This is a genomic window from Streptomyces sp. NRRL F-2580 (genome assembly GCF_000720115.1).
Lineage (GTDB): Bacteria > Actinomycetota > Actinomycetes > Streptomycetales > Streptomycetaceae > Streptomyces.
In genome coordinates this window covers 25,735-49,039 of sequence record NZ_JOIR01000051.1, presented here as the reverse complement: position 1 = coordinate 49,039, position 23,305 = coordinate 25,735, and the positions used below count along the sequence as shown (strand labels likewise).

The 23,305-nt window shown below is 67.8% G+C and carries 19 protein-coding genes and 1 pseudogene; 10 read left to right on the top strand and 10 right to left on the bottom strand.

Translation table 11 applies throughout. The features are described 5' to 3' along the window. The 4 genes from IF88_RS0135905 to IF88_RS0135890 form a co-directional block, all read left to right on the top strand. A partial coding sequence (locus IF88_RS0135905) for a YaaC family protein (protein ID WP_234323820.1) occupies nucleotides 1–944 on the top strand: 944 nt, incomplete at its 5' end. Between the two features lie 272 nt (nucleotides 945–1,216). After that, on the top strand, nucleotides 1,217–2,152 hold the full coding sequence (locus IF88_RS0135900; protein ID WP_051838151.1) for an ABC-three component system protein: 936 nt from the start codon (nucleotides 1,217–1,219) through the stop codon (nucleotides 2,150–2,152). Beyond that, entirely contained in the window at nucleotides 2,149–2,415 is a 267-nt protein-coding gene (locus tag IF88_RS0135895; protein WP_030722529.1) for an ABC-three component system middle component 6, read from the top strand. Before IF88_RS0135900 ends, IF88_RS0135895 begins: the two co-directional genes overlap by 4 nt. Then, on the top strand, nucleotides 2,393–4,153 hold the full coding sequence (locus tag IF88_RS0135890; protein WP_030722526.1) for an ABC-three component system protein: 1,761 nt from the start codon (nucleotides 2,393–2,395) through the stop codon (nucleotides 4,151–4,153). Before IF88_RS0135895 ends, IF88_RS0135890 begins: the two co-directional genes overlap by 23 nt. 22 nt (nucleotides 4,154–4,175) lie before the next feature. On the opposite strand, the gene IF88_RS44730 is transcribed toward IF88_RS0135890, so the two are convergent. Then, nucleotides 4,176–5,020 (bottom strand): IS5 family transposase gene (locus IF88_RS44730; protein ID WP_420711028.1). Its coding sequence is split into 2 segments (ribosomal slippage): nucleotides 4,176–4,690 and nucleotides 4,690–5,020, totalling 846 coding nucleotides; the frame shifts between segments, so codons are not numbered across the junction. A 306-nt stretch (nucleotides 5,021–5,326) separates the two neighbouring features. Here IF88_RS44730 and IF88_RS0135875 point away from each other — a divergent pair. After that, a complete protein-coding gene (locus IF88_RS0135875) occupies nucleotides 5,327–7,123 on the top strand; it encodes a hemopexin repeat-containing protein (RefSeq protein ID WP_158754790.1) in 1,797 nt (598 codons plus the stop codon). Nucleotides 7,124–7,658: 535 nt separating this feature from the next. Here IF88_RS0135875 and IF88_RS0135870 read toward each other — a convergent pair. The 5 genes from IF88_RS0135870 to IF88_RS0135850 form a co-directional block, all read right to left on the bottom strand. Continuing rightward, a complete protein-coding gene (locus tag IF88_RS0135870) occupies nucleotides 7,659–8,738 on the bottom strand; it encodes an ATP-dependent DNA ligase (RefSeq protein WP_234323819.1) in 1,080 nt (359 codons plus the stop codon). 318 nt (nucleotides 8,739–9,056) lie between these two features. Further along, nucleotides 9,057–9,836, bottom strand: a complete 780-nt coding sequence (locus IF88_RS0135865; protein ID WP_234323818.1) for a hypothetical protein — start codon at nucleotides 9,834–9,836, stop codon at nucleotides 9,057–9,059. A 161-nt stretch (nucleotides 9,837–9,997) separates the two neighbouring features. Then, complete coding sequence (locus tag IF88_RS48695; protein ID WP_037808296.1) at nucleotides 9,998–10,459, bottom strand: hypothetical protein; 462 nt, start codon at nucleotides 10,457–10,459, stop codon at nucleotides 9,998–10,000. 387 nt (nucleotides 10,460–10,846) lie between these two features. Then, nucleotides 10,847–11,218 carry a hypothetical protein gene (locus IF88_RS0135855; RefSeq protein ID WP_158754788.1) on the bottom strand — a complete coding sequence of 124 codons (372 nt, stop codon included), beginning with the start codon at nucleotides 11,216–11,218 and terminating at the stop codon, nucleotides 10,847–10,849. Between the two features lie 209 nt (nucleotides 11,219–11,427). After that, complete coding sequence (locus IF88_RS0135850; RefSeq protein ID WP_030722500.1) at nucleotides 11,428–11,799, bottom strand: hypothetical protein; 372 nt, start codon at nucleotides 11,797–11,799, stop codon at nucleotides 11,428–11,430. Nucleotides 11,800–12,434: 635 nt separating this feature from the next. Between IF88_RS0135850 and IF88_RS49740 the strand changes: the two are divergent. Further along, nucleotides 12,435–12,725 (top strand): annotated as a pseudogene (locus IF88_RS49740) (LuxR C-terminal-related transcriptional regulator); the annotation flags it as partial. Between the two features lie 786 nt (nucleotides 12,726–13,511). Next, on the top strand, nucleotides 13,512–14,789 hold the full coding sequence (locus tag IF88_RS49735; RefSeq protein ID WP_420711027.1) for a DUF4157 domain-containing protein: 1,278 nt from the start codon (nucleotides 13,512–13,514) through the stop codon (nucleotides 14,787–14,789). A gap of 431 nt (nucleotides 14,790–15,220) precedes the next feature. Here the strand turns inward: IF88_RS49735 and IF88_RS0135835 are convergent, their stop codons facing one another. Next, the gene (locus IF88_RS0135835) at nucleotides 15,221–15,607 is read right to left on the bottom strand and encodes a DoxX family protein (protein ID WP_030722496.1); all 387 of its coding nucleotides are present in this window, start codon (nucleotides 15,605–15,607) and stop codon (nucleotides 15,221–15,223) included. Nucleotides 15,608–15,675: 68 nt separating this feature from the next. Further along, nucleotides 15,676–16,149: a carboxymuconolactone decarboxylase family protein gene (locus IF88_RS0135830; RefSeq protein WP_030722493.1), complete on the bottom strand. Its 474-nt coding sequence runs from the start codon at nucleotides 16,147–16,149 to the stop codon at nucleotides 15,676–15,678. 230 nt (nucleotides 16,150–16,379) lie between these two features. On the opposite strand from IF88_RS0135830, the gene sigJ reads away from it, so the two are divergent. Continuing rightward, nucleotides 16,380–17,312, top strand: a complete 933-nt coding sequence (gene sigJ, locus IF88_RS0135825; protein ID WP_030722490.1) for an RNA polymerase sigma factor SigJ — start codon at nucleotides 16,380–16,382, stop codon at nucleotides 17,310–17,312. Between the two features lie 624 nt (nucleotides 17,313–17,936). Here the strand turns inward: sigJ and IF88_RS42600 are convergent. Beyond that, the gene (locus IF88_RS42600; protein ID WP_051838149.1) at nucleotides 17,937–20,132 is read right to left on the bottom strand and encodes an ABC transporter substrate-binding protein; all 2,196 of its coding nucleotides are present in this window, start codon (nucleotides 20,130–20,132) and stop codon (nucleotides 17,937–17,939) included. A gap of 201 nt (nucleotides 20,133–20,333) precedes the next feature. Between IF88_RS42600 and IF88_RS0135815 the strand changes: the two genes are divergently transcribed. After that, nucleotides 20,334–20,564 carry a hypothetical protein gene (locus tag IF88_RS0135815; RefSeq protein WP_030722483.1) on the top strand — a complete coding sequence of 77 codons (231 nt, stop codon included), beginning with the start codon at nucleotides 20,334–20,336 and terminating at the stop codon, nucleotides 20,562–20,564. A gap of 147 nt (nucleotides 20,565–20,711) precedes the next feature. Here IF88_RS0135815 and IF88_RS41415 read toward each other — a convergent pair whose 3' ends face one another. Further along, a complete protein-coding gene (locus IF88_RS41415) occupies nucleotides 20,712–21,887 on the bottom strand; it encodes an ATP-dependent DNA ligase (protein ID WP_324617229.1) in 1,176 nt (391 codons plus the stop codon). An 848-nt stretch (nucleotides 21,888–22,735) separates the two neighbouring features. Between IF88_RS41415 and IF88_RS0135805 the strand changes: the two genes are divergently transcribed. Continuing rightward, complete coding sequence (locus tag IF88_RS0135805; protein ID WP_030722480.1) at nucleotides 22,736–23,149, top strand: DUF3052 domain-containing protein; 414 nt, start codon at nucleotides 22,736–22,738, stop codon at nucleotides 23,147–23,149. Nucleotides 23,150–23,305 lie beyond the last annotated feature (156 nt).

The window sequence follows — 23,305 nt, the reverse complement described above, 5'->3', positions numbered from 1 at the left end:
CCACTCCAACACGACCAAGCCCGTCGATTGGCCGGGATTCCCCGCAGTCACACGATCAAGCGACGACCGAACCGGACATCAGCTTACGTACCGCCCTCTACGGCCTGAGTCAGGCTGGCAGAGCGATCGCGGCCGCGGCCGTCGACCTCAAGGGCGAGGACTGGAACCTGACCTCTCACGGCATCCATGCCTCTGGCTACCACCTGGACTTCGCCGACATCGAGATCCGCACGGATCCTGCTGGTGCTGGCAGCTTCGTACGGCTCAGCGAGCTGCTGCGGTCACCAGTCTGGGGCAATGACACGGTCGTGCGGCTGGAGGAAGTCTGGGACACCCTCCCTGCCAACTTGCAGTACCCGCTGACCGGCCGGAAGCGGTTCACGCCCCTCTACGCCAGCGCGGACTCGATCGACGGCACTGACTTTCACCCGCTGCTCACCCTGCACGTCGGCGACATCCTGGACCGCGTCGTGGACGACGGCAGTCGCACGGCACTGGATGAATTCCTGCAGAGCTACCCCGGCACCGCCGGGTACGAGCGGTTCGCGCGTCGCCGGACGGGAGCCGATGCCGAGCCGGACTACGTGCGTCACCACCCGGACGCTGGCTGGCTCTACATGCACTGGAAGATGCCCGCAGAGACAGGCACCAAAGAGGAGCGCCTGGAACGCCTGTCCGCGTTGACCCGGAAGTACGCCGGGCATCGCTACTTCTTTCCCGCCGTCGCGGGCCTGTCACGTGAACTCCACCCGCTGATGGCGTGGTGGGCGGTTCTGTATGCGCTGTCGATGCTCGCCCGCTACCAGCCCGCCCAGTGGGCGAACCACATCAACGTGGACGGCAGCCGACACGCGGTGCCCATCGAGAAGATTCTGGAACGGGCCATGGAACACCTACCCGTACTGATCGCGGACACCATCGAGGAAGTCGCCGCCTGGCCGTAGACGCCGAGCTCGCACCGTGCCCCACCGACCGGCAAACTCTCGCGCACCCCGACAGCACGAGAACGTCCTACCAGACGAGGGCCGTGGCCGGAGCCCGAGTCCAGCCCCTCGTCCGCGAGTGGGTCTCCGACATGAAGAGCCGGCGCGCAAGCTCACCCGCTCCTCGGGGAGGCGGGCGCGGACTGGGCGTGAGCAACCACAGGATCTGATCAAAGGGTGTTGGGTCTAGTTACACACAGCTACGCTGGCAGCTCTGTGCGCAAGGGGGGTTCATGCTGTTTGAGCAGCGGATGTATGCACACGTCAAGTTCCTCGAGTTGATGGCGGAGCTCTACGAGAACGAGTTCGAGGACTTCTTCCATCGGCTGATGTGTTTGCGGTATCCAGACTTCCTCGACGTGCGCACGGCTGGCAGTCTGGGTGACAGGTCGGCCGATGGTCTCAGCCTGCATTCGCGAAAGCTGTACGCCTGCTACGCACCGCAGACCGTGAAGCCGGACAAGATCCGCAAGAAGTTCGACGGGGACCTCTCAGGGGCGGTCGCCAAGCGAAACGGCGAGTTCGACACCTTTGTCTTCGTGCACAACGACAGGCGGGGTGTGCATCCGGAAGTGACATCTCTGCTGGCAGGCGCGCGGGACAGCATGCCTTCGCTGCGATTCGAGCAGATGGGCACCCGGCGGCTGTGGCACGAGTGCATGCAGCTTGATCAGATGGCGGCCGAGGACGTCCTCCGCTGCGAGATCCCCATCAAGGACACGACTTTCGGCATCGGGATGGAGGACCTGGCGCCGTTGCTGAAGCAGCTGCAGGACATCCGCGCCGAGTCCAACCCTCTGATGTCCTTGCCCGACGTGCCGGTGGAGAAGCTGGACTTCAACCGGATTGAAGGAGCGGATCGGGAGGACCTCCTCCGGGGCATGCGTCAGAGCTACCTGGTAGACGCGTTCTACGCCGGCACCCGGAGCGAGCTGGAGCACGATGAGGTCGCGGAGGGCTTCCGCCTGTACTACCAGCAGGTGCGTCGCGACTACAGCGACGCCGACGACGTTCTTTGGCAGCTCAAGATGTACTTCCTGGGGAACGCCCAGCCGCGGCCGAAGGTGTTGCGCGCCGCCCTTGTTGTGCTGGCGCACTTCTTCGAACGATGCGACATCTTCGAGACGCCGCCCGCCGGCTGGCAGCCGGGCATCGGGTTGACCGCGTGATCACTCCGACGAAGGGGATCGCTCCTGACCGCTGTCTGCTCGCTGTCGGCGCGCAGGTTCTCCTCCAGCTCGATGAACCGCGGACCGTCAGTCAGACGTGGGCGAGGCTGAAGAGCTGGCGCGCTGATCAGGCCCATACCTCGCCGGTATCGTTCGAGTGGTTCGTTCTGGCCCTGGACATCCTCTTCGCCATGGGTGCGGTGGAGCTGGTCCAGGACGTTCTCGTCGCAAGGAGTACGGATGCTGCGCTGTCTGAGCGCTGACGACGCGCGGTTCAAAACGGTGGAGTTCTCGCCCGGACTGAACCTGCTGGTCGCGGACACCACCTCGTCGTCGGCTGAGACCGACAGCCGTAACAGCGCCGGCAAGTCCAGCGTGATCGAACTCGTTCACTTCCTTCTGGGGGCCAAATCCTCCGGGTCGCTGGCCACGAACAAGGCGCTGCGCCACATCACCTTCAGCCTCGCTATGGACTGGCCGTGGCAGGACGATCCGCTTGAGGTACGACGGCGCGGAGAAAATCCCAAGGTCGTGTCGCTGAGCCGGGACGTAGCCGGCGTGCCGACCGACACGCTCTTCACGGACGGCCAGGACGTCGAGCTGTCCGTGGAGCAGTGGAATCGCGTCATCGAGCGGGACCTCTTCGGGTTGGATGGCGACCATCCCGGAGTGAGTGGTCGCACGCTCCTGTCGTTCCTCATCCGCCGGGTCTCCGCTCACGGCTTCAACGAGCCCACCCGGACATTCTCCAGGCAGGCGGCCGCCGAGGCATCGTCGAATCTGGCCTACCTCCTGGGGCTGGACTGGCAACTGGTCAACGGGTACCGCGAGCTCAATGCACGCAAGGCGACCAGGGACCAGCTGAGGAAGGCCGTCAACGATCCCGTATGGGGTCGGATTGTCGGTTCCACTGCCGATCTGCGAGGCCAGATCACTCTCGCCGAGGCACAGGTCGAACGGCTGCGGACGCAGGTTGCCGCCTTCCAGGTCGTGCCTGAGTACGAGCGCCTCAAAGAGCGCGCAGATCAGGTAAGCCGCCGGATCAAGCAGCTCGCCCAGGACGACGTGATCGACCAGCACAACCTCGAAGAACTCCGGGGCGCGGTCACCGAGACCACCGACGTCGAGGTGTCCTACCTTGAGCCGGCCTACCGCGAGCTCGGGGTCATCCTCAACGACCAGGTCCGGCGTCGCTTCGAGGACGCCAAGGCGTTTCACCACTCCGTCGTACGCAACCGGCGCAGGTTCCTGGAGGAAGAGATCCAGGAACTCACCGACCGCCTGGCCGCCCGGCGTCAGGAACGTGCCGACCTGGGCGAGGACCAGGCTCGCCTCCTGCGCGAGCTGGCGGACGGTGGAGCGCTGGAAGCGCTGACCGCCCTACAGACAGCCCTGGGCCGGGAGGAAGCCGCTCTCGGTGCACTTCGCCACCGCTTCGACGCAGCGCAAGCCCTCGAAGCCAGCGCCCGCCAGATCACCGCCAAGAGCGTTGAACTGCAGCATGCCGTCGACCTCGACCTGCGAGAGCGCCGCCAGCAGACAGACGAAGCGATCCTGCTGTTCTCCCGGTACGCCCAGCGCCTGTACGGCGAGGGCCGCGAAGCCTACCTCGCCATCGAGGCCGGCCGGACAAGCCTCAGCATCACGCCCAGGATCGACGCCGACGACAGCCGCGGCATCAACAACATGGTCATCTTCTGCTTCGACCTCACCCTGGCCGTCCTCGCACACCGCCACGAGCGCGGCCCTGACTTCCTCATCCACGACAGCCACCTCTACGACGGCGTCGACGAACGGCAGGTCGCACGAGCCCTCGCGCTCGCAGCCGAAGTGACGGAGGAAGAGCACATGCAGTACATCGTCACCCTCAACACCGACACCCTCAGCACCGCCGCCCAGCGCGGATTCAACCCCGAACCTCACATCCGTAGCCCCCGCCTCACCGACGAGGAAGAGGGCGGCCTCTTCGGCTTCCGCTTCAAAGCCGCAGGCAAGGCGTAGCGACTAGGCCGTTTCCTTTGGATCATCTCGCTGACCAGATGAAGATGGCGGCGAGGTGGAGTCCGGCTAGGTAGATGGTGGCGGTCTTGTCGTAGCGAGTGGCCAGGCCGCGCCATTGCTTGAGCTTGTTGATGCAGCGTTCGATGGTGTTCCGTTGCTTGTAGGCCTCGCGGTCGAAGGCCGGTGGCCTGCCGCCGCGGCTGCCGAGGCGCTTGCGGTTGGCGGCCTGGTCGGAGGGCTGTGGGATCACCGCCCGGATCCCGCGCCGACGCAGGTGAGAGCGGATCGCGCGGGACGAGTACGCCTTGTCGGCCAAGACCACGTCCGGGGCCACTCTCGGTCTGCCGACCGGCCTCGGGACCCTTAAGTGGGCCATGACCTGCGGGAACGCGGGTGCGTCACCGGCCTGTCCAGGTGTGATGACGAAGGCCAGCGGTCGGCAACGGCTGTCGGCGGCCAGGTGGATTTTCGTGGTCAGTCCGCCGCGGGACCGTCCGAGGGCATGGTCGGCGGGCTCGCCGGCCGGAGCCCCTTTTGACGGGCCCCGGCGGCGTGCTGATGAGCCCGGACGATGGTGGAATCGACGGCGACGACCCAGTCGAGGTCCCCTTCGATGTCGGCTTGTGCGATCAGCGCGGTGAAGACCTTTGCCCAGGTGCCGTCTGCGGCCCACATGCGCAGGCGGTTGTGGGCGCCCTTCCATGAGCCGAAGTGCTCGGGCAGGTCCGTCCACGGAGTGCCGGTGCGGTACTTGAAGGCGATCGCGTCGATCACCTGCCGGTGATCCCGCCATCGCCCGCCCCGCCTCGGTGTCCGCTCCGGTAGCAACGGCTCGATCCGCGCCCACTGCGCGTCAGTCAACGACACACATCAACCAACGATCAGATGATCCGAAGGAAACGGCCTAGGCGGACGTCAGCAGGGCCCCGGAGAATGCGGCTACCTGGGTCCTGGCAAGGCCGAGGACGCAGGCTCGTTTCTGCGGTGAATCGAGCCGCCCGCACGGGTGAGTTGTCCCCCAGGGCCTGTTGGGACGGGTGGCCAGCCAGCTACACAGAGGCGATATCCGCCTATCCGCACAGCTGCCCCCTAAGTGGCCGTGCGCTTCCAGGGTCGCGTATGGCCGGGCCGCACGGTCCGGTGCGTGTACGTATGACGGACAGGGGACAGACCGTGACGAATGAAGCAATGATCACCGCTGAGGCGCGGGAGCAGAGGTTGGGGCGGTGGCAGGCGCTGCTGTCCGGAGTGGGCGTGGAGGGGGCTGGGGCGAGCCGTGTGGCCAAGAGCGGCTCGGTGAATCTGCTTTCGGGAGTGTGGTTGCACGCTGCGGCGCGGGCGGAACAGGGCTTGGAGCTGACCGAGCTGGAGCGGTCCATCCTGGCTCCGCTGCAGCAGGTGCTGGGCGAGGACGAGGTGGGCGCGATCGGGCGTATCTACCGTGAGCAGCGTTCTGAGGGGCGGTCGGTGGCGATCGTGCCGCCCGCGGTCGCCACCCGGAGCCTGTCGGAGGGCTTTGACCGGGAGAGCTACCTGGCTGCGGTAGCGGAGGTCTTGCCGCGGATCGCCCAGATGCCGAACGTTGCGGTGGTGGACCGGGCCAGGCTCGCCGACGGAGGGAGCGTCGACACGCCGGAGTTCACCGCGGCGCTGGCCGAGTACGGCTACGGCGTCACCACGTTCACTGGCGAGGGTGATGATGAGGCCGACGGCCTCCAAGCGCGTGAACCGTTCCGGGCCAGGCTGGAATGGGACACCTTCTACTGCCACGAGGCGGTTGGCGACCAGGGCGGTGGCAGGGACGAGATCTACTGGACGGCCGCCTCCAACGCCGGGGGCTACACGTTCAAAACGCGTACCACGCACACCGGATCGGTCGAGGAGCGCGATAAGTACCCGATCTACGGGGACTACGTAACCGGCAGCCACGTCTTCTTCGACACCCGCCTGGACGGCTGCGGGACCACGGTGATCACCCTGTGGGAAAAAGACCAGTCCAACGACGAGTGGTACGACGCGCTCGGTACCGCTCTGACAAAGGTCGTCGAGCTGCTGCAGATCTCTGCCAACTTCTCCAGCATCATCCCCAAGCTGGACCTCTACGGTTATGTGCACATGGGTCTGAGCCTTCTTGCCACCCTGTGGGAGCCCCTGCGCAACAAAGACGACCTGGTCCAATCACGCGGCTTCGCCTTCGGCCGGGCGGACATGGCCACCCTCTACAACAGGCCCAACCGCACCATGCCGTGGACGTTCGACCGCAAAGACTATGGCATGGGCCGCTTCTCCCTCAATGTCCGCTACACGGGGGACGAACCCGGCGCCGCTCCCTCGGGCGACGGCAGCCTGATCTCCACTGGCTGGCGCGGTCTGTTCGGCACCATGGTGAGCCATGACATGGACGCTGCCTGCAACGTGCCGAACGACGCCCACAAAGACGTCTACCTGTTCAAGGGCGAGCAGTACCTGAGGTACGACGTGCGGACGGAAGGCGTCACCTCCGGACCCAAGGATATCGCCGAGGGCTTCCCCGGACTGGAGTCGACTGCCTTCACCCGCGGGGTCGACGCCACGTGCGCGGTCCCCGGCAAGCCCACGGACTTCTATCTGTTCGCCGGCGCCATGTACGTCAACTACAACAACCACGAGGACGAGATCAAGTGGGGGCCCAGGAAGATCGCTGAAGCGTTCCCACCACTGGCCGGCACCATCTTCGAACGGGACATCCAGGCAGCCTGCCCCGTCCCCGGCCACGGCACCGACCTCTACCTGTTCAAGGGGGATCAGTACGTGCGCTACAACGCCCACTACGACAGGATCATTCGCGGTCCGCTGTCCATCGCCACCGGCTGGCCGCAGCTGGCAGGCACCACCTTCGCCTCCAACTTGGACGCCGCCTGCGCCGTCCCCAACAGCAGCACGCACGTCTACCTCTTCAAGGGCGATCGGTACACCAACACCAAGGTCTAACCAGTCCGGAGCCGTCACGGGCACGAGGGAAGACGGTGGAGGGGTGGTGGCGATGTCCGGGCCGGGCATGAGTGGCCAGTTCCGCTCGGGCATCGCAAACGGCGGCCAAGCACAGCCCGGGCCCGGCTGCCGGCCGCGGCCAGCGCGGGGATCTGATGCACTCGTCGCGCCGCGGTGCCTGCGCGGCTGCTTGGGCCAACAGGGCAGAGTTTTGGTAGCCGCGTCCGCCGAGCGGAGCAGTTGCGCAGCGACGGCCGCGGTGTTGACGGGGGCGACGGCCTGGTCGACGCCGATCCCCGCCGCGTGGGCGTCGGTGAGGATCCGAGTGCCGTGACGTCCTGGACGTGGCGCTGGTCCTCCCGGAGCTGGTGACGGAGGTTAGTGCCGAGGACCGTGGCGGAGTCTTCCGGCACCCCCATACGGTTCCAGCGGCTGCGCCGGGACGTCACGGCACACAACGTGCCGCGGGCCCTGCTCCACCGCCCGGAGGCAGGGTCGCCTCCACTCCCCCGGCCGCCTCACCATCTGAGCGCCGTCATCGGTCACCCCGCAGCTGCAGCCGGGCCCCGCCGAACCGGGGCACGTCATCGACGGTCGCGTCCAGGCGCAGGCGCACATACCGGATCGGGTGCCGGGCGCGTGGATGTCCGACTGGGCCGTGACCGCCTCGACGGCACAAGACGCCGCCCCGGTCGACGGAGGTGTCGGCGCTGATCTCCGCGACGAGGTGGGGCCGGACCAGGGTGGTGTCGAGGACCTCGCGAGTGCCCCAGGCCGAGGAGAAATTCGCACCGGTCCATGGATGGCCAGGGCCGGCCGGGGTGAGGTGTTCGGCGAGCGTGTGGGCCGCGTCGGGGCACAGTGGGACGGTGCGGCCGATAGGGCGTAGGCGACCGGTCGGATCGTGGCGGCCGAGGACGAGAAGCTGGGGGCGTGCGAGGGTCCCGGTGATCGCGCCGATGATCGCTTCGGTGGTGTTCCTGCGTCGGATCTTGGTCCAGGCGCGGTCACGGACTCCCGGCCGATAGCGCTGGCCCATGTGCTCCACGAGGATCCCCTCGACCCCGGAGACGTCCGTCCAGCCCTCCAGCCACTCCCGGGCCTTGTCCGGGTCGGTGGTCATGGGGCACAGGGTCCACGGGGCGGTCAGTGCGTCGGCCGCGAAAAGGACCTCCAGGCGTCTGCGGCGCTCGGCGTAGGGCAGGGCCAGCAGCTCGATGTTGTCGCTCTGCAGGGCGTCGAAGGCGATGAAGAACGCCGGGCTCGTGGCGCCGAGCGCGGTGGCGGAGCGGCCGCGGGCGGCGGCCCGGCGCTGGAGGGCTTCGAAGGACAGCCGGCCGGCTGCGGTGTCCCAGACGACGAGTTCGCCATCGAGGACGAGGCCGTCGGGCAGCTGCGCGGCGGCGGCGACCAGGTCGGGGAAGCGGTCCTGGACCAGCGAGCCACGACGGGTCTGGAGCAGCGCCCGGCCGCCGGTGCCAGCGGGGGTAAAGAGGATGGCGCGGTGGCCGTCGAACCTCTGCTCCAAGGCCAGGCCGCCCGCCAGGACACCGGGTCCAGGGACGGACTCGGCGGCCTGGGCGAGCATCGGCTCGAAGGGAGGGGTCAGGACCACTCGAGGTTGGCCTCCTTCACCGCCGCTCCGGGCCTGGCCCCCCAGCGTCACCGGCCGGGCGCGGTCCGGCGCGCCCGATGCGGCCAGAAGGCCCCGCGACGTCAGGCTCCGGGGTGGGCCGACTTCTGCTGTGACTCCAGGAGCCGGGCGCGGCACTCATGGCAGAGCGGGTTCTCTGGGCTGGAGGTGTGGCGCAAGGTGATGCACCAGCTCGGCTTCAGCCCGCAGGTTCCCACGCGTCGGTCACCCGATTGGAGGTGAGGATGGCGTCGTCCGCAGCCTCACGGCTGCGGACGACAACGCCCTGCCGGTCAGGGCTCAGGTGGCGCGGCGCGTCTTGACTCCGGAGGCTTCGAAGTCGTAGATGGTCCCGTTGATCCGCAGGCCGTCGACAGCGCCGATCCACATGTTGTCGCGGCCCTTGCCGACCGCAGCGGTGTAGATGGTCGGCTGTGCGCCGCCGTCGTTGAGCGCGATCTTCAGCTGCGGAAAGGCACACGGGGTCGCCAGGCTGCAGCCGGTCACGGTGCCCGCGTTGCCCGTGAGGAACCATGTACCGGTCGTGGTGGCGTCCAGGTAGCCACTCCAGCGGTTCGTCACCGGGGAGGCGGCCGGTAGCCACACCAGCGACGAGTAGGCGGTGGCCGGCGCCGCGGTGAGGTTCGGATTGATCTCGAACGTAACGTTCGGCATGTTCGTCGGGCCGCCGTAGGAGACGTTCTCGCCGGTCTGGAAGACGTGGAAACCGACCTGGTTCAGACCCGTGGCGCCAAGGACCGGCTTGCCGTAGAAGTCGACCTCGTTGCCGAAGCTGACCTTCTCACTGGGCGGAGTGAGGGAAGTGGAGCGGTCCGCAACCTCGATTCCGAGGCTGCCTCGGCCGTAGGGCGGCCTCGCGGCGGTCCCCGTTACACCGAACGATCCGTACGGGCCGTCCCTTAGAGCAGCGACGGGAGAGCCGATCGTGTTGCGGGTGATGACGCCCCAGTGGTGCGAGCTTCCGGGCAGGGCGGAGGCCGGGACAACCCCGGCAGCGATCGAGATCAGCGCCGTCACCCCAAACACGACTTTCCGCTTCATACCGAAGCGAGCGTTCACGCTCACTCCTTTCGTGGTCGGTACATGGAGGGCAGGACGGGCGCCTTGGCCATGCCTGCTTTGCGCATGCCACGGTAGGGACCCTCAGCGGCGGAACCGGCCACAACGCGCATATGCCTCCGTAATTAATCACCATGGCGGACTGCGCGCAGGCGGCGGGACTACCTGCCGTCCGCGCTCCAGCCGCCGAGGAAGTCGGCCAGGGCACGGCGCTGCTCTTCCTCGCGGGCGATCTGCTGCGCGAGCACGGTGCGGTCGATGTAGGGGTTGACGGCGGCGAGGACCAGGCGCTGGAGTTCGGCCGGCTCCAATGCCTCCACCTCCCACTGCACCGGGTGGCGAGGGTCGAAGCCGTAGCGGCGGGCGAAGGCTGGCCACCTCGGGTCGCCGCTCTCGCCCTCGGTCGCCGGGAGCCCGTACGTGCGTACCTGCTCGTAGGTGAGCAGCACCCGGGTCACCGAGCTCCAGCAGCCGGTGCGCTCCACCCTGTCCCGCTCGATGTCCTCGCCCGAGCAGTCGAAGTCACCGACCACGAGTAGACAGGCTTCGCGTTGCTCGTGGGCGACGCGGTCGCGGACGACGTCGGCGTAGGACTGGGAGCTGAAGCCGCGGACCACGAGCACGGTGGCTATGTACGCGAGTAGCGGTTCTGGCTCAGGTTGTGTGGTGCGGCCACGCAAGATCCGCCGCACCACCGGCCGTCAGTTCGTCCAGAGGGGGACTGATGGCGTTCCGTTCCGTGCACGCCGAGTGGGGAACCGTCTTCGCGCACCTGCCCGATGTCGGGTGGGGGCAGGCATGGGAGGCGGTGTGGAAAGTCAAGCCGCCCCCGCCGCTCGCCCCGGGAAGTCCCGCGCCGGGGCGCCGTCGGTCTGCTGGACCCGCAGCACCACCGGCTGCGCGGAGTGCCGGCCCCCGATGTACGCGGAGATCTCCTACAGCGGGCTGCGGTTCTTCGCCCATGCCCGAGCGGGATCAGACCAGGCCGACATCATGCATTCAGAGCAGCATCACACGGCAAGGGGGAAAGCTGCGCTCCTGCTTGTGGCGCTGACCGCTGTGGGAATATTGCGTCGATGGTGTACCACCGCGTAAATCTCTTCGCCGTCGGGCTCGGTACCGAGATCATCGCCAGTCATCGGGAACTCGAAGGTGTGAGTTTGCTCTGGCACGAGCGGGAAGAACGTCCGTATCTCGTGATTGACCAGGAAGTCATCACCCAAGGACAGGCCGTCATCCTCTTCGAAGAGAGCCATGCTGTCCGCAAACTCGAGATTCATTTCCTCCGGGGTGTAGCGGATGACGTAGTTAACGTGGACAATAAAATTGTCCCCGCCCTCACTGGTTATACTGATGGTGGGGATTCCTATGAATTCAGCCACTGTAATCATCTCCTAGTACAAGAAAGGGTCAAATATCTCTTAAGCGGCCTTGTCGGGCCTTCGACAACGGGACGCATATCCCGTGCACTGATACCGATCACCCCAGCAAGACGGACTCCCAACCCGCGGTGCCGGCCGTCTCGCCTGTCAATGACCTTCTGTTCCGTAGCTCTAGTGAGAGCAGTTGATGGCTGTCAGCCCGGCCGCTGTCACACGGCAATGGGGAAAACTGCGCTCCTGCGTGTGGCGCTGACCGCTGTGGGAATGTTGCGTCGATGGTGTACCACCGCGTAAATCTCTTCGCCGTCGATCTCTGTACCGAGATCATCAGCAAACATCCGAAACTCGAAGCGCCTAGTGAACTCTATCGCCTCGGGGAAGAACGTCCGTATGTCCTGATTGCCCAGGAAGTCATCACCCAAGGACAGGCCGCCATCCTCTTCGAAGAGAGCCATGCTGTCCGCAAACTCGAAATTCATTTCCTCCGGGGTGTAACGGATGGTATAGAAGACGCGGAAAAAGAAAGCACCCCCGCCCTCGTTAAGTACGTTGATGATGGGGTCTTCTACGAATGAAGCCATTGTTTCTCCCTGTGTGAGATAGGGTCAAGGATTCCTTAAATGGCCCCTGCCGGGCCTTTCGGCAACGGGAAACATGTCCCGTAAATCGCACCCGCCTGACCTTTCCAGACAAATGCGGCGGGGCACCTAGTCTGCGTGACCCGTGCTTCAAGTAAGCCCTGAGCAGGCAACCCCGTAATGCCCCTACATCTCGCGACTTGACAGACAGGCACCAGCCGCAAAGTACCGGGGGTGATCACGCACTCGCCGCCGTAGCGGCCTGCTCGTCATGCTTACGCAGCATCCGCATAACGGCGGCGGGCGAGGGGTGCAGTCCCTTCTTCGCGCCTGACGAGCCGCTTGGAGATGTTCCGCAGGCTCATCTCCTGGTCGCGTAGGTGGAGAGCCATGGACAGCCTGGAGTCGTCGGTGACGCGCGCCCCACCGATGGTCTTGCCGCGCTGTCCACGATCGATGGGAGCAACAGCTCCTTCAGTCGGAGCACAGCCTCTTCCACGGGCCGGACTCTGAGCCCACCTGCCTCTACGACGGCACATTTTCGGGCGACTTCGATGCCACCCTGCAAGGCTCGTTCATCACTCAGAGTGGCCGCTGCACGGAAGCTGTGCCAGAACCCGTTCTCGCGGACAGAGCCAGTCGACGGCATCACCGATCGGGAACGCGAGGTCCTGACCCTCGTCGGCCGCGGCCTGTCCAACACCGAGATCGCCGAAGAACTCACGTCCGTGCGGTACGGGGCGGTGGGCGGCACCGCTTACCACCACGTCTCGGACCTGTACATCGCGCTGTTCACGCACAGCACTCCCTCGGGGTCCAGACCGTTCAGGGGCTCGTCCGTCGCTGGCCTGATCACGGGCAAACTTCACCGTGGGGGCGCGACCAGGCCCCCACCTCGCACGGCTCTTCACGAAACTCGACGCACGTGACCGGGTGCAGCTCGTCATCCTCGCCTACGAGATGCGGTACAGCAGCCGGGCCAACCAGACCCTCAGGGGCATGCGGCACTTCCTCACCCGACAGCTTCGATCCACCACCCCGGCCGGCCTCCGAACCCACCTGGAAGACCTTCGCCGCAAGCCACCTACACGACGACCTCAACGACTGGAAGGGCGTCGCCTACCGCTCATGGGCCGCCGACGACGCCTTCTGCGAAGGATCCTTCGCCCTGATCCCGTAGCCACGCGGATAGGCGACCCCTCGTGTGATCTGGACGGCCGCCGCCGACCTGTTCGCCTCCAGGACTACCAACCGGCCCGGACCGTCCTATGCACCCGATAGGCCTGCTCTCCTATCTCTGACCCACGGTGCAAGGTAGAGCCACGTCCGCTACCGGTTCCGGCGACGTGCAGCGGGTCGCGCGGGGGAGAGATCAGGCCGAGGAGAGCCGCTCCACGGCGATGGGCTTGCGGAATGCCCTAACGTCCCAGAAGGGATGTATCACCGGCCCCGTCACTGGAACGTGATCCCCCGACTCGGCACCGTGTCCGGCGCGGAAGGCGGTAATCCGCAGCAAGGTCGGAACCAGGGGGCACAGACATCGACGCCGGTAGGGACGACACGAGAGGAAGACCATGCATACGAACGGCAGCGCAAGGAGCAACGAGGCGGAGAACTGCGGGTCATCGGCTCGCACACCTACCGGCCGTGCCACGACGCCGCTCCCTGCGCTCTTAGCCCTCCAGGGCAGCGCCGGCAACGCGGCAGTCGTCCAGATGCTCCGCCGGGCCGGGCACCCCTGGGCTCAGGAAGGACATCGCCACAGCGCCGACTGCGGCCCCCAGCAGACCGAGCAACCCGTACAGCGCTCCACCGTCCCCGACGTCCTGCGTTCGTCGGGCCGCCCCCTCGACGACAACACGCGCACCGAGATGGAAGCCCGGCTCGGCGCCGACTTCTCAGACGTCCGCATCCACACGGACACGACCGCACGGGCCTCAGCGGCAGAAGTAGGTGCCCGCGCCTACACCTCGGGCAGCCACGTCGTCATCGGCGAGGGCGGCGCCGACAAGCACACCCTCGTGCACGAACTCACGCACGTCATCCAGCAGCGCCAGGGCCCCGTCTCGGGGACCGACAACGGCGACGGGCTGTCCGTCTCCGACCCCAGTGACCGCTTCGAACGGGAGGCGGAGGCCAACGCCCGGCGCGCGATGAACGGTCCTCCCGTCACGCGGATTGTCGACGCCGACCGCTCCGCGCGCGGGGGCGACGGCAGCGCCATCCAGCGGATGAAGCGCACCCGCGAGGAGAACACGGAAGGGGAGATTTCCGAGGACGCGGTCAACCTGATCGCCGCCTCCGACGGGCGGGAGGACACCTACGCGGGCGGGCAGGGGCGCAAGCTCCCCAAGACGCCCGAGGAGGCCGCCTGCTGGGAGTGGGCCGTGCGGGCCGCCGCGGACTCCGGCGGCCTCGACCGGGGTGAGTACTGGAGCTACCTCATCGGCCTGAGCGAGGAGGACGACGTACGGGAGCTGGACCGGGTGGAGCCCGAAGTCAGAAGCGATCTGGACCGGTTGCGGGACGACATCACGGCCGCGGGCATGCGCTTCGACCCGGGGAACTTCGACGCCCAGCACGACGAGGCCGCGATCCGCCCCCTCATGGAACGGGCGGTTCGGACCTTCGTACAGTCCCACGGCCTGCGGATCGACGCCACGAACCCGGCGGGCTGGATCATGTGCCACTACCGGATGGACGGCGCTTTCGGCGTCCCCGAACACTTCTGGATCGAACTCCCCGCCCCGAGGGGCGGACGGGTGCTCCTCCAGACCGTCCCGGACATCCCGTACATCGAGGCAGGCGGCACCGAGCTGCGCTGGCACGACGAGAACAGCGTGGCAGAACGAACTGAAGGCCACACGACCTACCAGACCATCGAGGTGCCGGTCGCGGCGCTCAAGGGCCGTCACTCCGAGATCATCAACGGCATCATGGCGAGGAGCCGACGCACCCGGCGCAAGCAGACGGCGTCCTCCTCCGGAACCTGACAGGTCCTGCGAGCCGGACCCGGCCGGTCCCCCAGTCCGCCTCATCAGTCCCGGCAATCGGGTCACCGGTCCCTTGCGCGACAAGATCAAACACGATGGCCTGTCGACCGCGAAGCGCCGTTCCGGTTCTCAAAACCCGTTCAGGCTCGTCCAGAGTGCCGCCCGCTGTTGCACCGCAGGTCAACACTCGATGCCCTGGCTTTGTCGCCGAGAGTCAGCAACGTTTGTCGGTCCGTGCCGAGAACGGCCTGCTGGTGGCGGGAAGCGTGTTGTTGAGTTCCGGAAGCGCGTCGGTGCTTGCGTGTGGCCATCGTGTGTGCCGGCCTTGAGGATCAGCGGTAAAGCCCTTGGGCGCTGTGCACTTGATCACGGTCGTGTAGCGCAGGCGCTGCCAGCTGAACGCAGCGGGGTGTAGCCGGACAATGCCCCGGTCAGCCCGTGAAGGACTCGGGGCCAAAGCGCCCCCACACCACGAAGGCGGCCAGGGCGAGGTAGACCAGATCCACCACCATGAATTTGGTCTCGTGACGCCGTATGCGGGTGATCGCCGCGCCGGTCATCATCAGCACCAGGCCGAGGGCTGCCAGCGGGACCAGAACCGGTGCGGTGCCGAGCACGGCGGGCAGGACCAGGCCCACCGCGGCCAGCACCTCGAGGGCTCCGATGGTTTTGATACCGCCGGCGCTGAAGTCCTCGGCCCAGCGGGCGCTGGGGCCGCTGGCAGCGATCTTCTCCTTCGGCGTGATCACCTTGAAGGCGCCGCCGAGCAGGTAGGCGGCGGCGAGCAGTCCGGTGATGATCCACAGGGCGAGGTTCATGGGATGTGTCCTTGCATGGTGTCGGCTCGGGGAGCCGGGGCCGGAACGGTCGCGTGGCGGGCGGACGCTCAGCCGTGCTGGCCGGGCTGGTAGTCGCCCGCGGGCTGCTGGATCATGACGTTTCCGCGGTTGAAGGCGTTGATGATGGCGATCTGGGCCACCAGGTCCGCGAGCTGGTCGTCGTCGTAGTACTTGGCGGCATTCGCCCAGACCGCGTCCGAGACCCCGCCGGCCGCGTCGGCGATGCGGGTGCCCTCTTCGGTCAGCTCCAGGGCGGCGCGTTCGGCGTCGGTGAACACCGTGGCCTCGCGCCAGGCCACGACCAGGTTGAGACGTACCGCGCTCTCCCCGGCGTGCGCGGCATCCTTGGTGTGCATGTCGATGCATCCGGCGCAGCCGTTGATCTGGCTGGCGCGGAGCATCATCAGTTCGCGGGTGGAGGCCGGGACGGTCGACTCCGCGAGCGCCCTGCTCGCGGCGACGATGTGCTTCATGGCCTTGGCGGCGACGGGGCTGGTCATGAAGTTCAGTCGAGCGTTCATCGTGCACTCCTTGTTCCTGCTGTTCGTTGTCGCCCTCTAAGACAGGGCACCCCGGCAGCCTGTGACAGGGGCTGATGTGACGTGCGTCTCCCCGCCGGACTGCGATGGCCCGCCGACGGCCGACCGAAACCCCTCGGATAACCTCTGGGCATCCTGTGGATCTTGGAATGGGTAGGCGGGGCGGCGCGCTTGGACTGAGCGCCGCCGTCCGCGAGTTGGGGGAGGGTCCCATGTCGGGAGCAACGGATGTGACGGACGAGGCCGGCTACCGACCGCTGATGTTCTCCATCGCCTACGGGATGACCGGGTCGGTGGGCGACGCCGAGGACCTCGTCCAGGACGCCTTCCTTGGCCTGACCCGGGCGCACCAGGCGGGTACCGCGATCTCCGCACCAAAGGCGTACCTGACCACAGCCGTGACGCGGTTGGGGATCAACCACCTGAGCTCGGCACGGGTACGGAGGGAGACCTACGTGGGGAACTGGCTGCCCGAACCGGTCGTCGTGACCAATGACCGGCCGGGACCGGTCGAGCACGCCGAGCTGGCCGACTCACTGTCCATGGCCTTCCTCGTGCTGCTGGAGGCCCTCTCCCCGGTGGAGCGGGCAGTGTTCATGCTGCGCGAGGTGTTCGGGTACGACTACACGGACGTGGCGAGGACCACCGGGAAGTCCGAGGCGAACTGCCGCCAGATCTTCGCCCGTGCCAAGAAGCGCATCACCGCGGCTGGGCCGGACGCGGACAGCGTGCCGCCCCCCGCCAAGCGGGCCGAGGGCGAGGAACTCGCCCGCAAGTTCTTCGAGGCGGCTGAGGGCGGCGACCTGGACGCGCTGCTCGGCATGCTCGCGCCCGATGTCGTGTACTACGGGGACGGCGGTGGCAAGGCGCGTGCGACCAGGAATCCGGTGGCCGAGCCGCAGCGCGTTGGGCAGCTGCTCGTCGGGGGGTTCCGCCGGATCCGGAGCCTCGGTGCCGATCTCCGTCCTGCCTGGGTCAACAGCCGCCCCGGCGCCGTGACGTACGACCCTGAGGGCCGGGTGGTCAACGTGGTCGAGCTCGACATCGTCGACGGTGTGATTCGGGCGATCCACTCCGTGTCCAACCCCGACAAGCTTGGCCACCTCGGACCGGTGTCCGACATGGCACGGCTGTCGGAGGAATAGTCCACCTGGCCCGCGGCACCGTCTATCCGTTCTTGCGGCTCGATCTGGCGCTACTACTTCTGACCGACATCGCACACGGCTGCGGTCAGAAAGCGTTCTTGGAAATCGGCAACAAACGTTCTCGGTTGTGACCTACGTAGCCAAGGAGTGGACCGCCGGCCCTCTCCCCGCCCCGGTGGACGGCGAACCGTCCCTGCACACACCGGCCGCCCCTCCCGCGCCTCTCCCTCACCAGGACGACGAGACCGCGCAGCAGCCGGACTGGGCCGCCCGGCCGAACCACACGGCTCACCCGCGCGGCAGGGCGGGAGCGCTGCCGACCCTCGCACTTCTTACAGTTCTTCTCGGCGCACGCCTCATGTGAGTCCCGGAGGGCGGCACGCCATCGGACGGCGGCCTCTGGCGACCCGTTCGAAACCGTGCGGTTCGAGAGATGTTCGCCGCCCGGTTGAGAGAAGAAGGCCCCGCCCGTCGGGGGAAGCCGGACGGGGCATCATCCCCGCAGGCATTGACCGGGCCCGGGGCCTGGTCACGGCCGCTGCCATGACCGGCGGAAGTTCCTATGCCGGGCATACGAACCCCGCTGGACGGGGGGCCGTCCAGCGGGATTCGTGTGCTGTGCGATCAGGCGCTCGGGGTGCCCAGGCGTACCACCTGGGGGGTGTGGGTGCTATTCCGGTTGCCGGTCTGCGGGTCGATGCGGAAGATACCGCTGGCTCCTTCGATGACGTTGGTGGTGTCGAAGAGGTAGAGCTGTGCTCTGACCGCGTAGACGGTGGGCGGCTTCTGAGGCGGGTCTACGGCGTTGCGGATGGCCAGGGTGGCGGTGACGATCGCATCGTGCGCCATGACTGCCCATCCGCTGTCCAGGTGGCCCGTGCCGAACCTCTGACCGTGGTGGTCACGGATGAATTCGTCGGCGAATTCCTGGTAGAGGCTGTGGTCGGGGTTGGTTTTGTCTCCGAGCTGGCCCGGGTCGGCGAGGGGAACGTAGAGGACCGAGATGGGTGCTCCGGGGTCGTTCAGGGCGGGCAGCTTGCGATCCAGGGTGGCCGCGTCGGATCCCGTGACGACGGTGATGGGGGTGGTGCGGCACTGCCGCTGGTGCAGCTTCTCCAGGAAGGTGGGCAGGAAGGTCGCGCGGCCTGCGTAGATCACCACGTCAGGTGTGACCTTGCCGCAGAGGTTCTTGCTGATGGTGCCGAGACTGGTCTGCGCAGCGCCTCCCCGGACGTCGAAGTTGAAGAAGATGCCTCCCGCCTGCAGGTAGGGAAGGAGTCCGGTTGCCGGGTTCCGAGCTGCCCTTTCGATGGAGTTCGAGTAGAAGTCGGGTGTTCCGGCGGGGGTGGTCGGGGCGCTGACGAGGGCAGCGGTCTTCAGCTCGGGATGCTTACGGAGTTCCTGGCTGATCGCCTGCAGCTGGGCACTGGAGTTGGGGGCGACGCGTACCAGTCCCTCGATCCTGGCACCGGCGTCGATGCTGCCGGTGGTGTCGAAGCCGTCTGCGGTGATGACGTCGCCGATCATCGGGATGGCTGCCGCCGATAGTGCCCGCGCGGCATCGATCGACTCCTGCTGGCTCAGGCCCATCCCGGTCACCGCGACGAGAGGGCCGGGTGTGCCGGGTGTGCCGGGTGTGCCGGTCATCTTCTTGAGCCGGTCGACGACGCCGGGCCAGTGCGTTTCGTCCGAGCCCATGTTGGCCAGCACCAGCCGGACCTTCGGGTAGGCGTCGCCCTCGTTCGCCTTGCGTACGGCGATGAGGGCTCCCTCGACCTGGTGCACGGCGCGGTCGCCGGTCAGGCTGCCCGGGCCCTGGGTCAGCGGCCCCATCAGCGCCACCGTGACGTAGCCGTCGGTCTTCTCCACGACCGTGTTCTCGGCGTTGAGCACCGTCAGGGCCGGCTCGAACCCGGCCCCGAAGATGCCCGGCCCGTCACTGCCGTCGGTGATCCCCGCACACCCGCCCGGCGTGATCGTCAATGCCGGATTCCTGGTGCCGCAATGGGCCTTGAGTTCCTGCACCTCCAGCTCCTGCCGGTGTGCGCGCTCCGCGTCATCCTTCGCAATCTGGTCCTGTACGTGCCACCACACGCCGCCCGCGATCAGAGCGCTCGCCGACACCAGCGCGGTCACTACGATCAGCCGACGCGTAAGCCAGGACGGCCGGCCCTGACCGGTGCCTTCCGGCACTAATGCCTTCTTCGGGTCCTGCGGACCGGACGGCTCCGCGTCCTGCGAACCACCGGCCGGGGCTGTCGCAGGACTGCCCTGCTCCGGAACCTCAGGCTTCTGCACGGAGGCCTCGGGGCGCCGGTCCTCCAGCGGGGCCTCGGAGCTCACAGGCGGATCTACCTGGGCACCGCCCTGCAATAGGGCCATGGTGTCGTTCGCGTCCGGCTCAACGAGTGCCACGACATCGTCGGGAGTCTGCTGGCCCGTAATTTGCCGGCGTTTGCTCGCCCACTGGGCCCGGCGCTGAGCCAGTTTGACGCCCTCCCAGTGTCCGCGCCAATCCTTGATCAGCGCGGAGTCGACCCGACCTTGCTCGGCAGCCTGCTTGCCGCGCGGGGTGGTGACGATGCGGACGAACTCGAGGAGCGACTCGAGGGAGGGCAGGCGTTTGCCGGTGAGCATCTCGTTCAGGCCTGTAGTGGTCAGGCGTGGCCGCACCGAGGCGGAGGCGATGGTCGCGTAGGTGGGGGAGCCGCCGGATATGTGGAGGAGATTCAGCTTCTCGGCGAAGGCGGCCAATGCGCGCTCGTATGCCTCGATCGCCTCGCGGTCCTGCGGCTCGACCCCACGTTCTTCGGCTGCCATCAAACCCTCCTACCTGTGCGGAAAAGCCACGCTAGAGGGGGGTGAGACCGTACGTATGCGGAACGCTCCGAATGGTTCCGAACGCCTCGACCCGTCCGGAACCAGCCCGAACTCCACCTGCCGAAACGGAAGGCCGTCCGGGTCCGGGCGGGCCCGTACGAATCACTGGGAACCCGGCAGGAGAGCCGCTCTCCTGGAGTCATGACCACAACCGGCACCACCCCACAGACACCCGACCCCGACCCCGACCGGCTCCCCACCACCCGTGGACCGGAGCCGGAAACCAGGACGCACCGCGTCCCCGACGCCGTGGTCCTGGTCGCGCTCCTCGCCACCTGCGCCGGCACCTACCTCACCGTCGGCGAAGCCGGCTTCGCCGGCGTCATCAGCGCCGTAGCCGCCCTCTACGGCACATGGCGCGCACGCCGCTAACGCGGAGGCGAGCAGGGGACCCCTTGCCGCACGGCCTTCCGATCCATGTCAGAAGGCGCGGGCACGCGCAGGCCAACGGCGGCAGCCGCACGCCGGCACCCCGCGCGGACAGCGGCCAGCTCGGCCCGCACGTCCACCCCCGGCCGCTCACCGGCGGCCGCACAGGCCCGGGCAGCCGCCGTGTGCAGCTCGGGCCTGTGCGGTCGCACCGTCGCCGGGAAGCGCAGTGAGTTCGGCGGCGTCCGCGACCGCGCCGACCAGCCGCGACACCTCGGCCAGCCCAGACACCGACCGGGGGACATGGACGCCGAGCATCCCGGACACCCACTCTGCGCACGTCCGCCGCGTCCATGTCCAGGCGCAGCCGCTGGAATCGGAGAGGGTGGCGGTAGATGCCGCCGTGGTCGATGGCGCGGTCGGCGTTGACTTCGGCGACCAGGGGGGGTGGACGAGGATGGTGTCGAGGACGTCGCGGCTCCCCCACGTCGCGGAGAAGCGCACGCCCTCCCATGGGTGTCCGGGCGCGGCCGCGGTGAGGTGCTCGGCGACCTGTCGGGCGGCTTCCGGGCGCAGCGGTACGGTCCGGCCGACCGCGCGCAGCCGGCCGGCCTGGTCGTGGCGGCCCAGGACGAGGAGCTGCGGGCGGGTGAGGGTGCCGGTGATCGCTCCGATGATCGTCTCCGTGGTGTCCCGTCTTCTGATCTTGGTCCAGCCGCGGTATCCGGGCAGGTAGCGCTGGGACATGCTCTTGATCAGGATGCCTTCGACGCCGGACACGTCGGTCCAGGACGTCAGCCATTCCCGCGCCTTGTCCAGGTCCGTCGTCTGCGGGCAGAGCGTCCACGGGGCCGTCAGGGCGTGCTCGGAGAACAGGTTCTCCAGCAGGGTGCGCCGCTCGGCGTAAGGGCGCGTCAACAGCTCCTGGCCGTCCTGCTGCAAGAGGTCGAAGGCGACCAGGTAGGCCGGCCACCGGGCGGCCAGGGCAAGGGCGCCGCGGGCGCGGGTGGCGGCCCGGCGCTGCAACGCCTCGAACGACAGGCGGCCTGCCTCGGGGTCCCAGACGACCAGTTCGCCATCGAGGACCAGGCCGTGCGGCAACTGTGCCTCGGCGGCCGCCACCAGGTCCGGCCATCGGTCCTGGACCAGCGCCCCGCGGCGGGTTTGCACCAGCACCGTGCCGCCCGGGCTGGCCGGGGTGAACAGCAGCGCCCGGTGACCGTCCAGCTTCTGTTCGTACGCCAACCCCGCCCGCACAGCGGCCGGGCCCGGCACGGCTTCCGCGGCCTGCGCCAGCATCGGCTCAACCGGCGGCCTCAGCGTCACAGGGCCTCCCTCACGGCTTGCCTGCCCCTTCTTCCAGGGTCCGCCAGACCTGCCGGAGGCGGCTCTGCAGGACGGCTGTCGCGTCATCCATCCGAGGGGCGCAGCGGGGCTGTCAGGGGCGCCCTGCGGGGCGTGTGCGGCACGGTGGCGGCATGCGTCGCTGGTCCCTGCCCCTGCTCCTTGTCGCGCTGCTCGCGGCCTCGGGATGCGTCACCGTCCACCCCGTCCCTACCCGGCCCGCCGGGGCCTCGCCCGTCGCGGTCTCGGAAGACCACAAGCACCCCGTCGACCGCCGGCACGCACGGCCGGACACGGGAGCGGCGCTGCCCCTCTCCCCCATGCCCGAGTCTGCGGCTGTGCCTCCGACCGGCGCCGCTACGGAGGCCGGTCGTGCTCCCGCGCCGGCCCGTCCCGCGCCCGCGGCCCGCCAGGCGTCCGGCGAGAATCAGGCCGCCCGGCGGGCTCCCGACCGCAGGGCCGAAGGCCCGGTACGGCCGCGCCGGGCAACCCCGCCCCGGCCTGCCGTGCGCCCCGCCGCCAAACCCAAGCCCAGGAAGGTGAAGCGGCCGACCCGTACGCACGCACCGCACCGTCCGGTACGCGCTCCCGGGGCGGGGCCCGGGGACATGAGGGAGCTGTGCCGCGCCGCGCACGGCGTCACCAGCCCTGCCGTGGCCGCGCTCTGCCACCAGACCTACGGGTGACTGAGCGCCCTAGATGGCCCGTCTGGCCAACTGCACGCTCACTTCCGCCTTGACACAGCAACCACCCGCCCGGCGGCACGCTAAGTGTCTGATTGGCTACAGGCTGGGAACGCGGCCAGCGCGTCCACACATACGGGAGCAGCGATGAGTGCAACGCAGGGCGAGCGCATCAATCCGGCAGCCCAGCTGGGCTTCCAGCCCGGCCAGGTCGTTCAAGAGTTCGGCTTCAATGACGATGTCGACCATGAACTCCGCGAGGCCATCCAAGAGGCGACGGGTCAGGACCTCGTCAACGAGGACTACGCCGACACCGTCGATGCCGTACTGCTGTGGTTCCGTGACAACGACGGCAATGTCACCGACGCCCTGCTGAACTCCATCGCGCAACGCGAAGACGGCGTCGTCATCTGGGTCCTCACCCCGAAGGCCGAACGCGACGGGTACGTCGCGCCCAGCGCCATCTCCAAAGCGGCGAAGACCGCCGGCCTTTCTCAGACCAAGAGCGTCAGCATCGCCAAGGACTGGACCGGCACCCGACTCGTCCTACCAAGGCGGTAACCACGGGCGAGCCTGACACCCTGCAAGGAGGGCCCACCCCAGGCAGGAGCGGGAGCTCCTTGCGGGGCGGGACGGTCTCGCACTGGGGCGGGTCAACCATCGGTGAGACAGGACAGCAGCCCTAGATGATGACCGGAGCGTGGCGTTCGCGGAGGA

What these genes read in the sequence shown, in the direction of transcription:
- sigJ (WP_030722490.1), top strand. Translation starts at nt 16,380, where the DNA reads ATGTCGGGAGCAACGGATGTGACGGACGAGGCCGGCTACCGACCGCTG.
- IF88_RS0135815 (WP_030722483.1), top strand. Translation starts at nt 20,334, where the DNA reads ATGACCACAACCGGCACCACCCCACAGACACCCGACCCCGACCCCGAC.
- IF88_RS0135830 (WP_030722493.1), bottom strand. Translation starts at nt 16,149, where the DNA reads ATGAACGCTCGACTGAACTTCATGACCAGCCCCGTCGCCGCCAAGGCC.
- IF88_RS0135900 (WP_051838151.1), top strand. Translation starts at nt 1,217, where the DNA reads ATGCTGTTTGAGCAGCGGATGTATGCACACGTCAAGTTCCTCGAGTTG.
- IF88_RS42600 (WP_051838149.1), bottom strand. Translation starts at nt 20,132, where the DNA reads ATGGCAGCCGAAGAACGTGGGGTCGAGCCGCAGGACCGCGAGGCGATC.
- IF88_RS49735 (WP_420711027.1), top strand. Translation starts at nt 13,512, where the DNA reads ATGCTCCGCCGGGCCGGGCACCCCTGGGCTCAGGAAGGACATCGCCAC.
- IF88_RS0135850 (WP_030722500.1), bottom strand. Translation starts at nt 11,799, where the DNA reads ATGGCTTCATTCGTAGAAGACCCCATCATCAACGTACTTAACGAGGGC.
- IF88_RS0135835 (WP_030722496.1), bottom strand. Translation starts at nt 15,607, where the DNA reads ATGAACCTCGCCCTGTGGATCATCACCGGACTGCTCGCCGCCGCCTAC.
- IF88_RS0135805 (WP_030722480.1), top strand. Translation starts at nt 22,736, where the DNA reads ATGAGTGCAACGCAGGGCGAGCGCATCAATCCGGCAGCCCAGCTGGGC.
- IF88_RS0135890 (WP_030722526.1), top strand. Translation starts at nt 2,393, where the DNA reads ATGCTGCGCTGTCTGAGCGCTGACGACGCGCGGTTCAAAACGGTGGAG.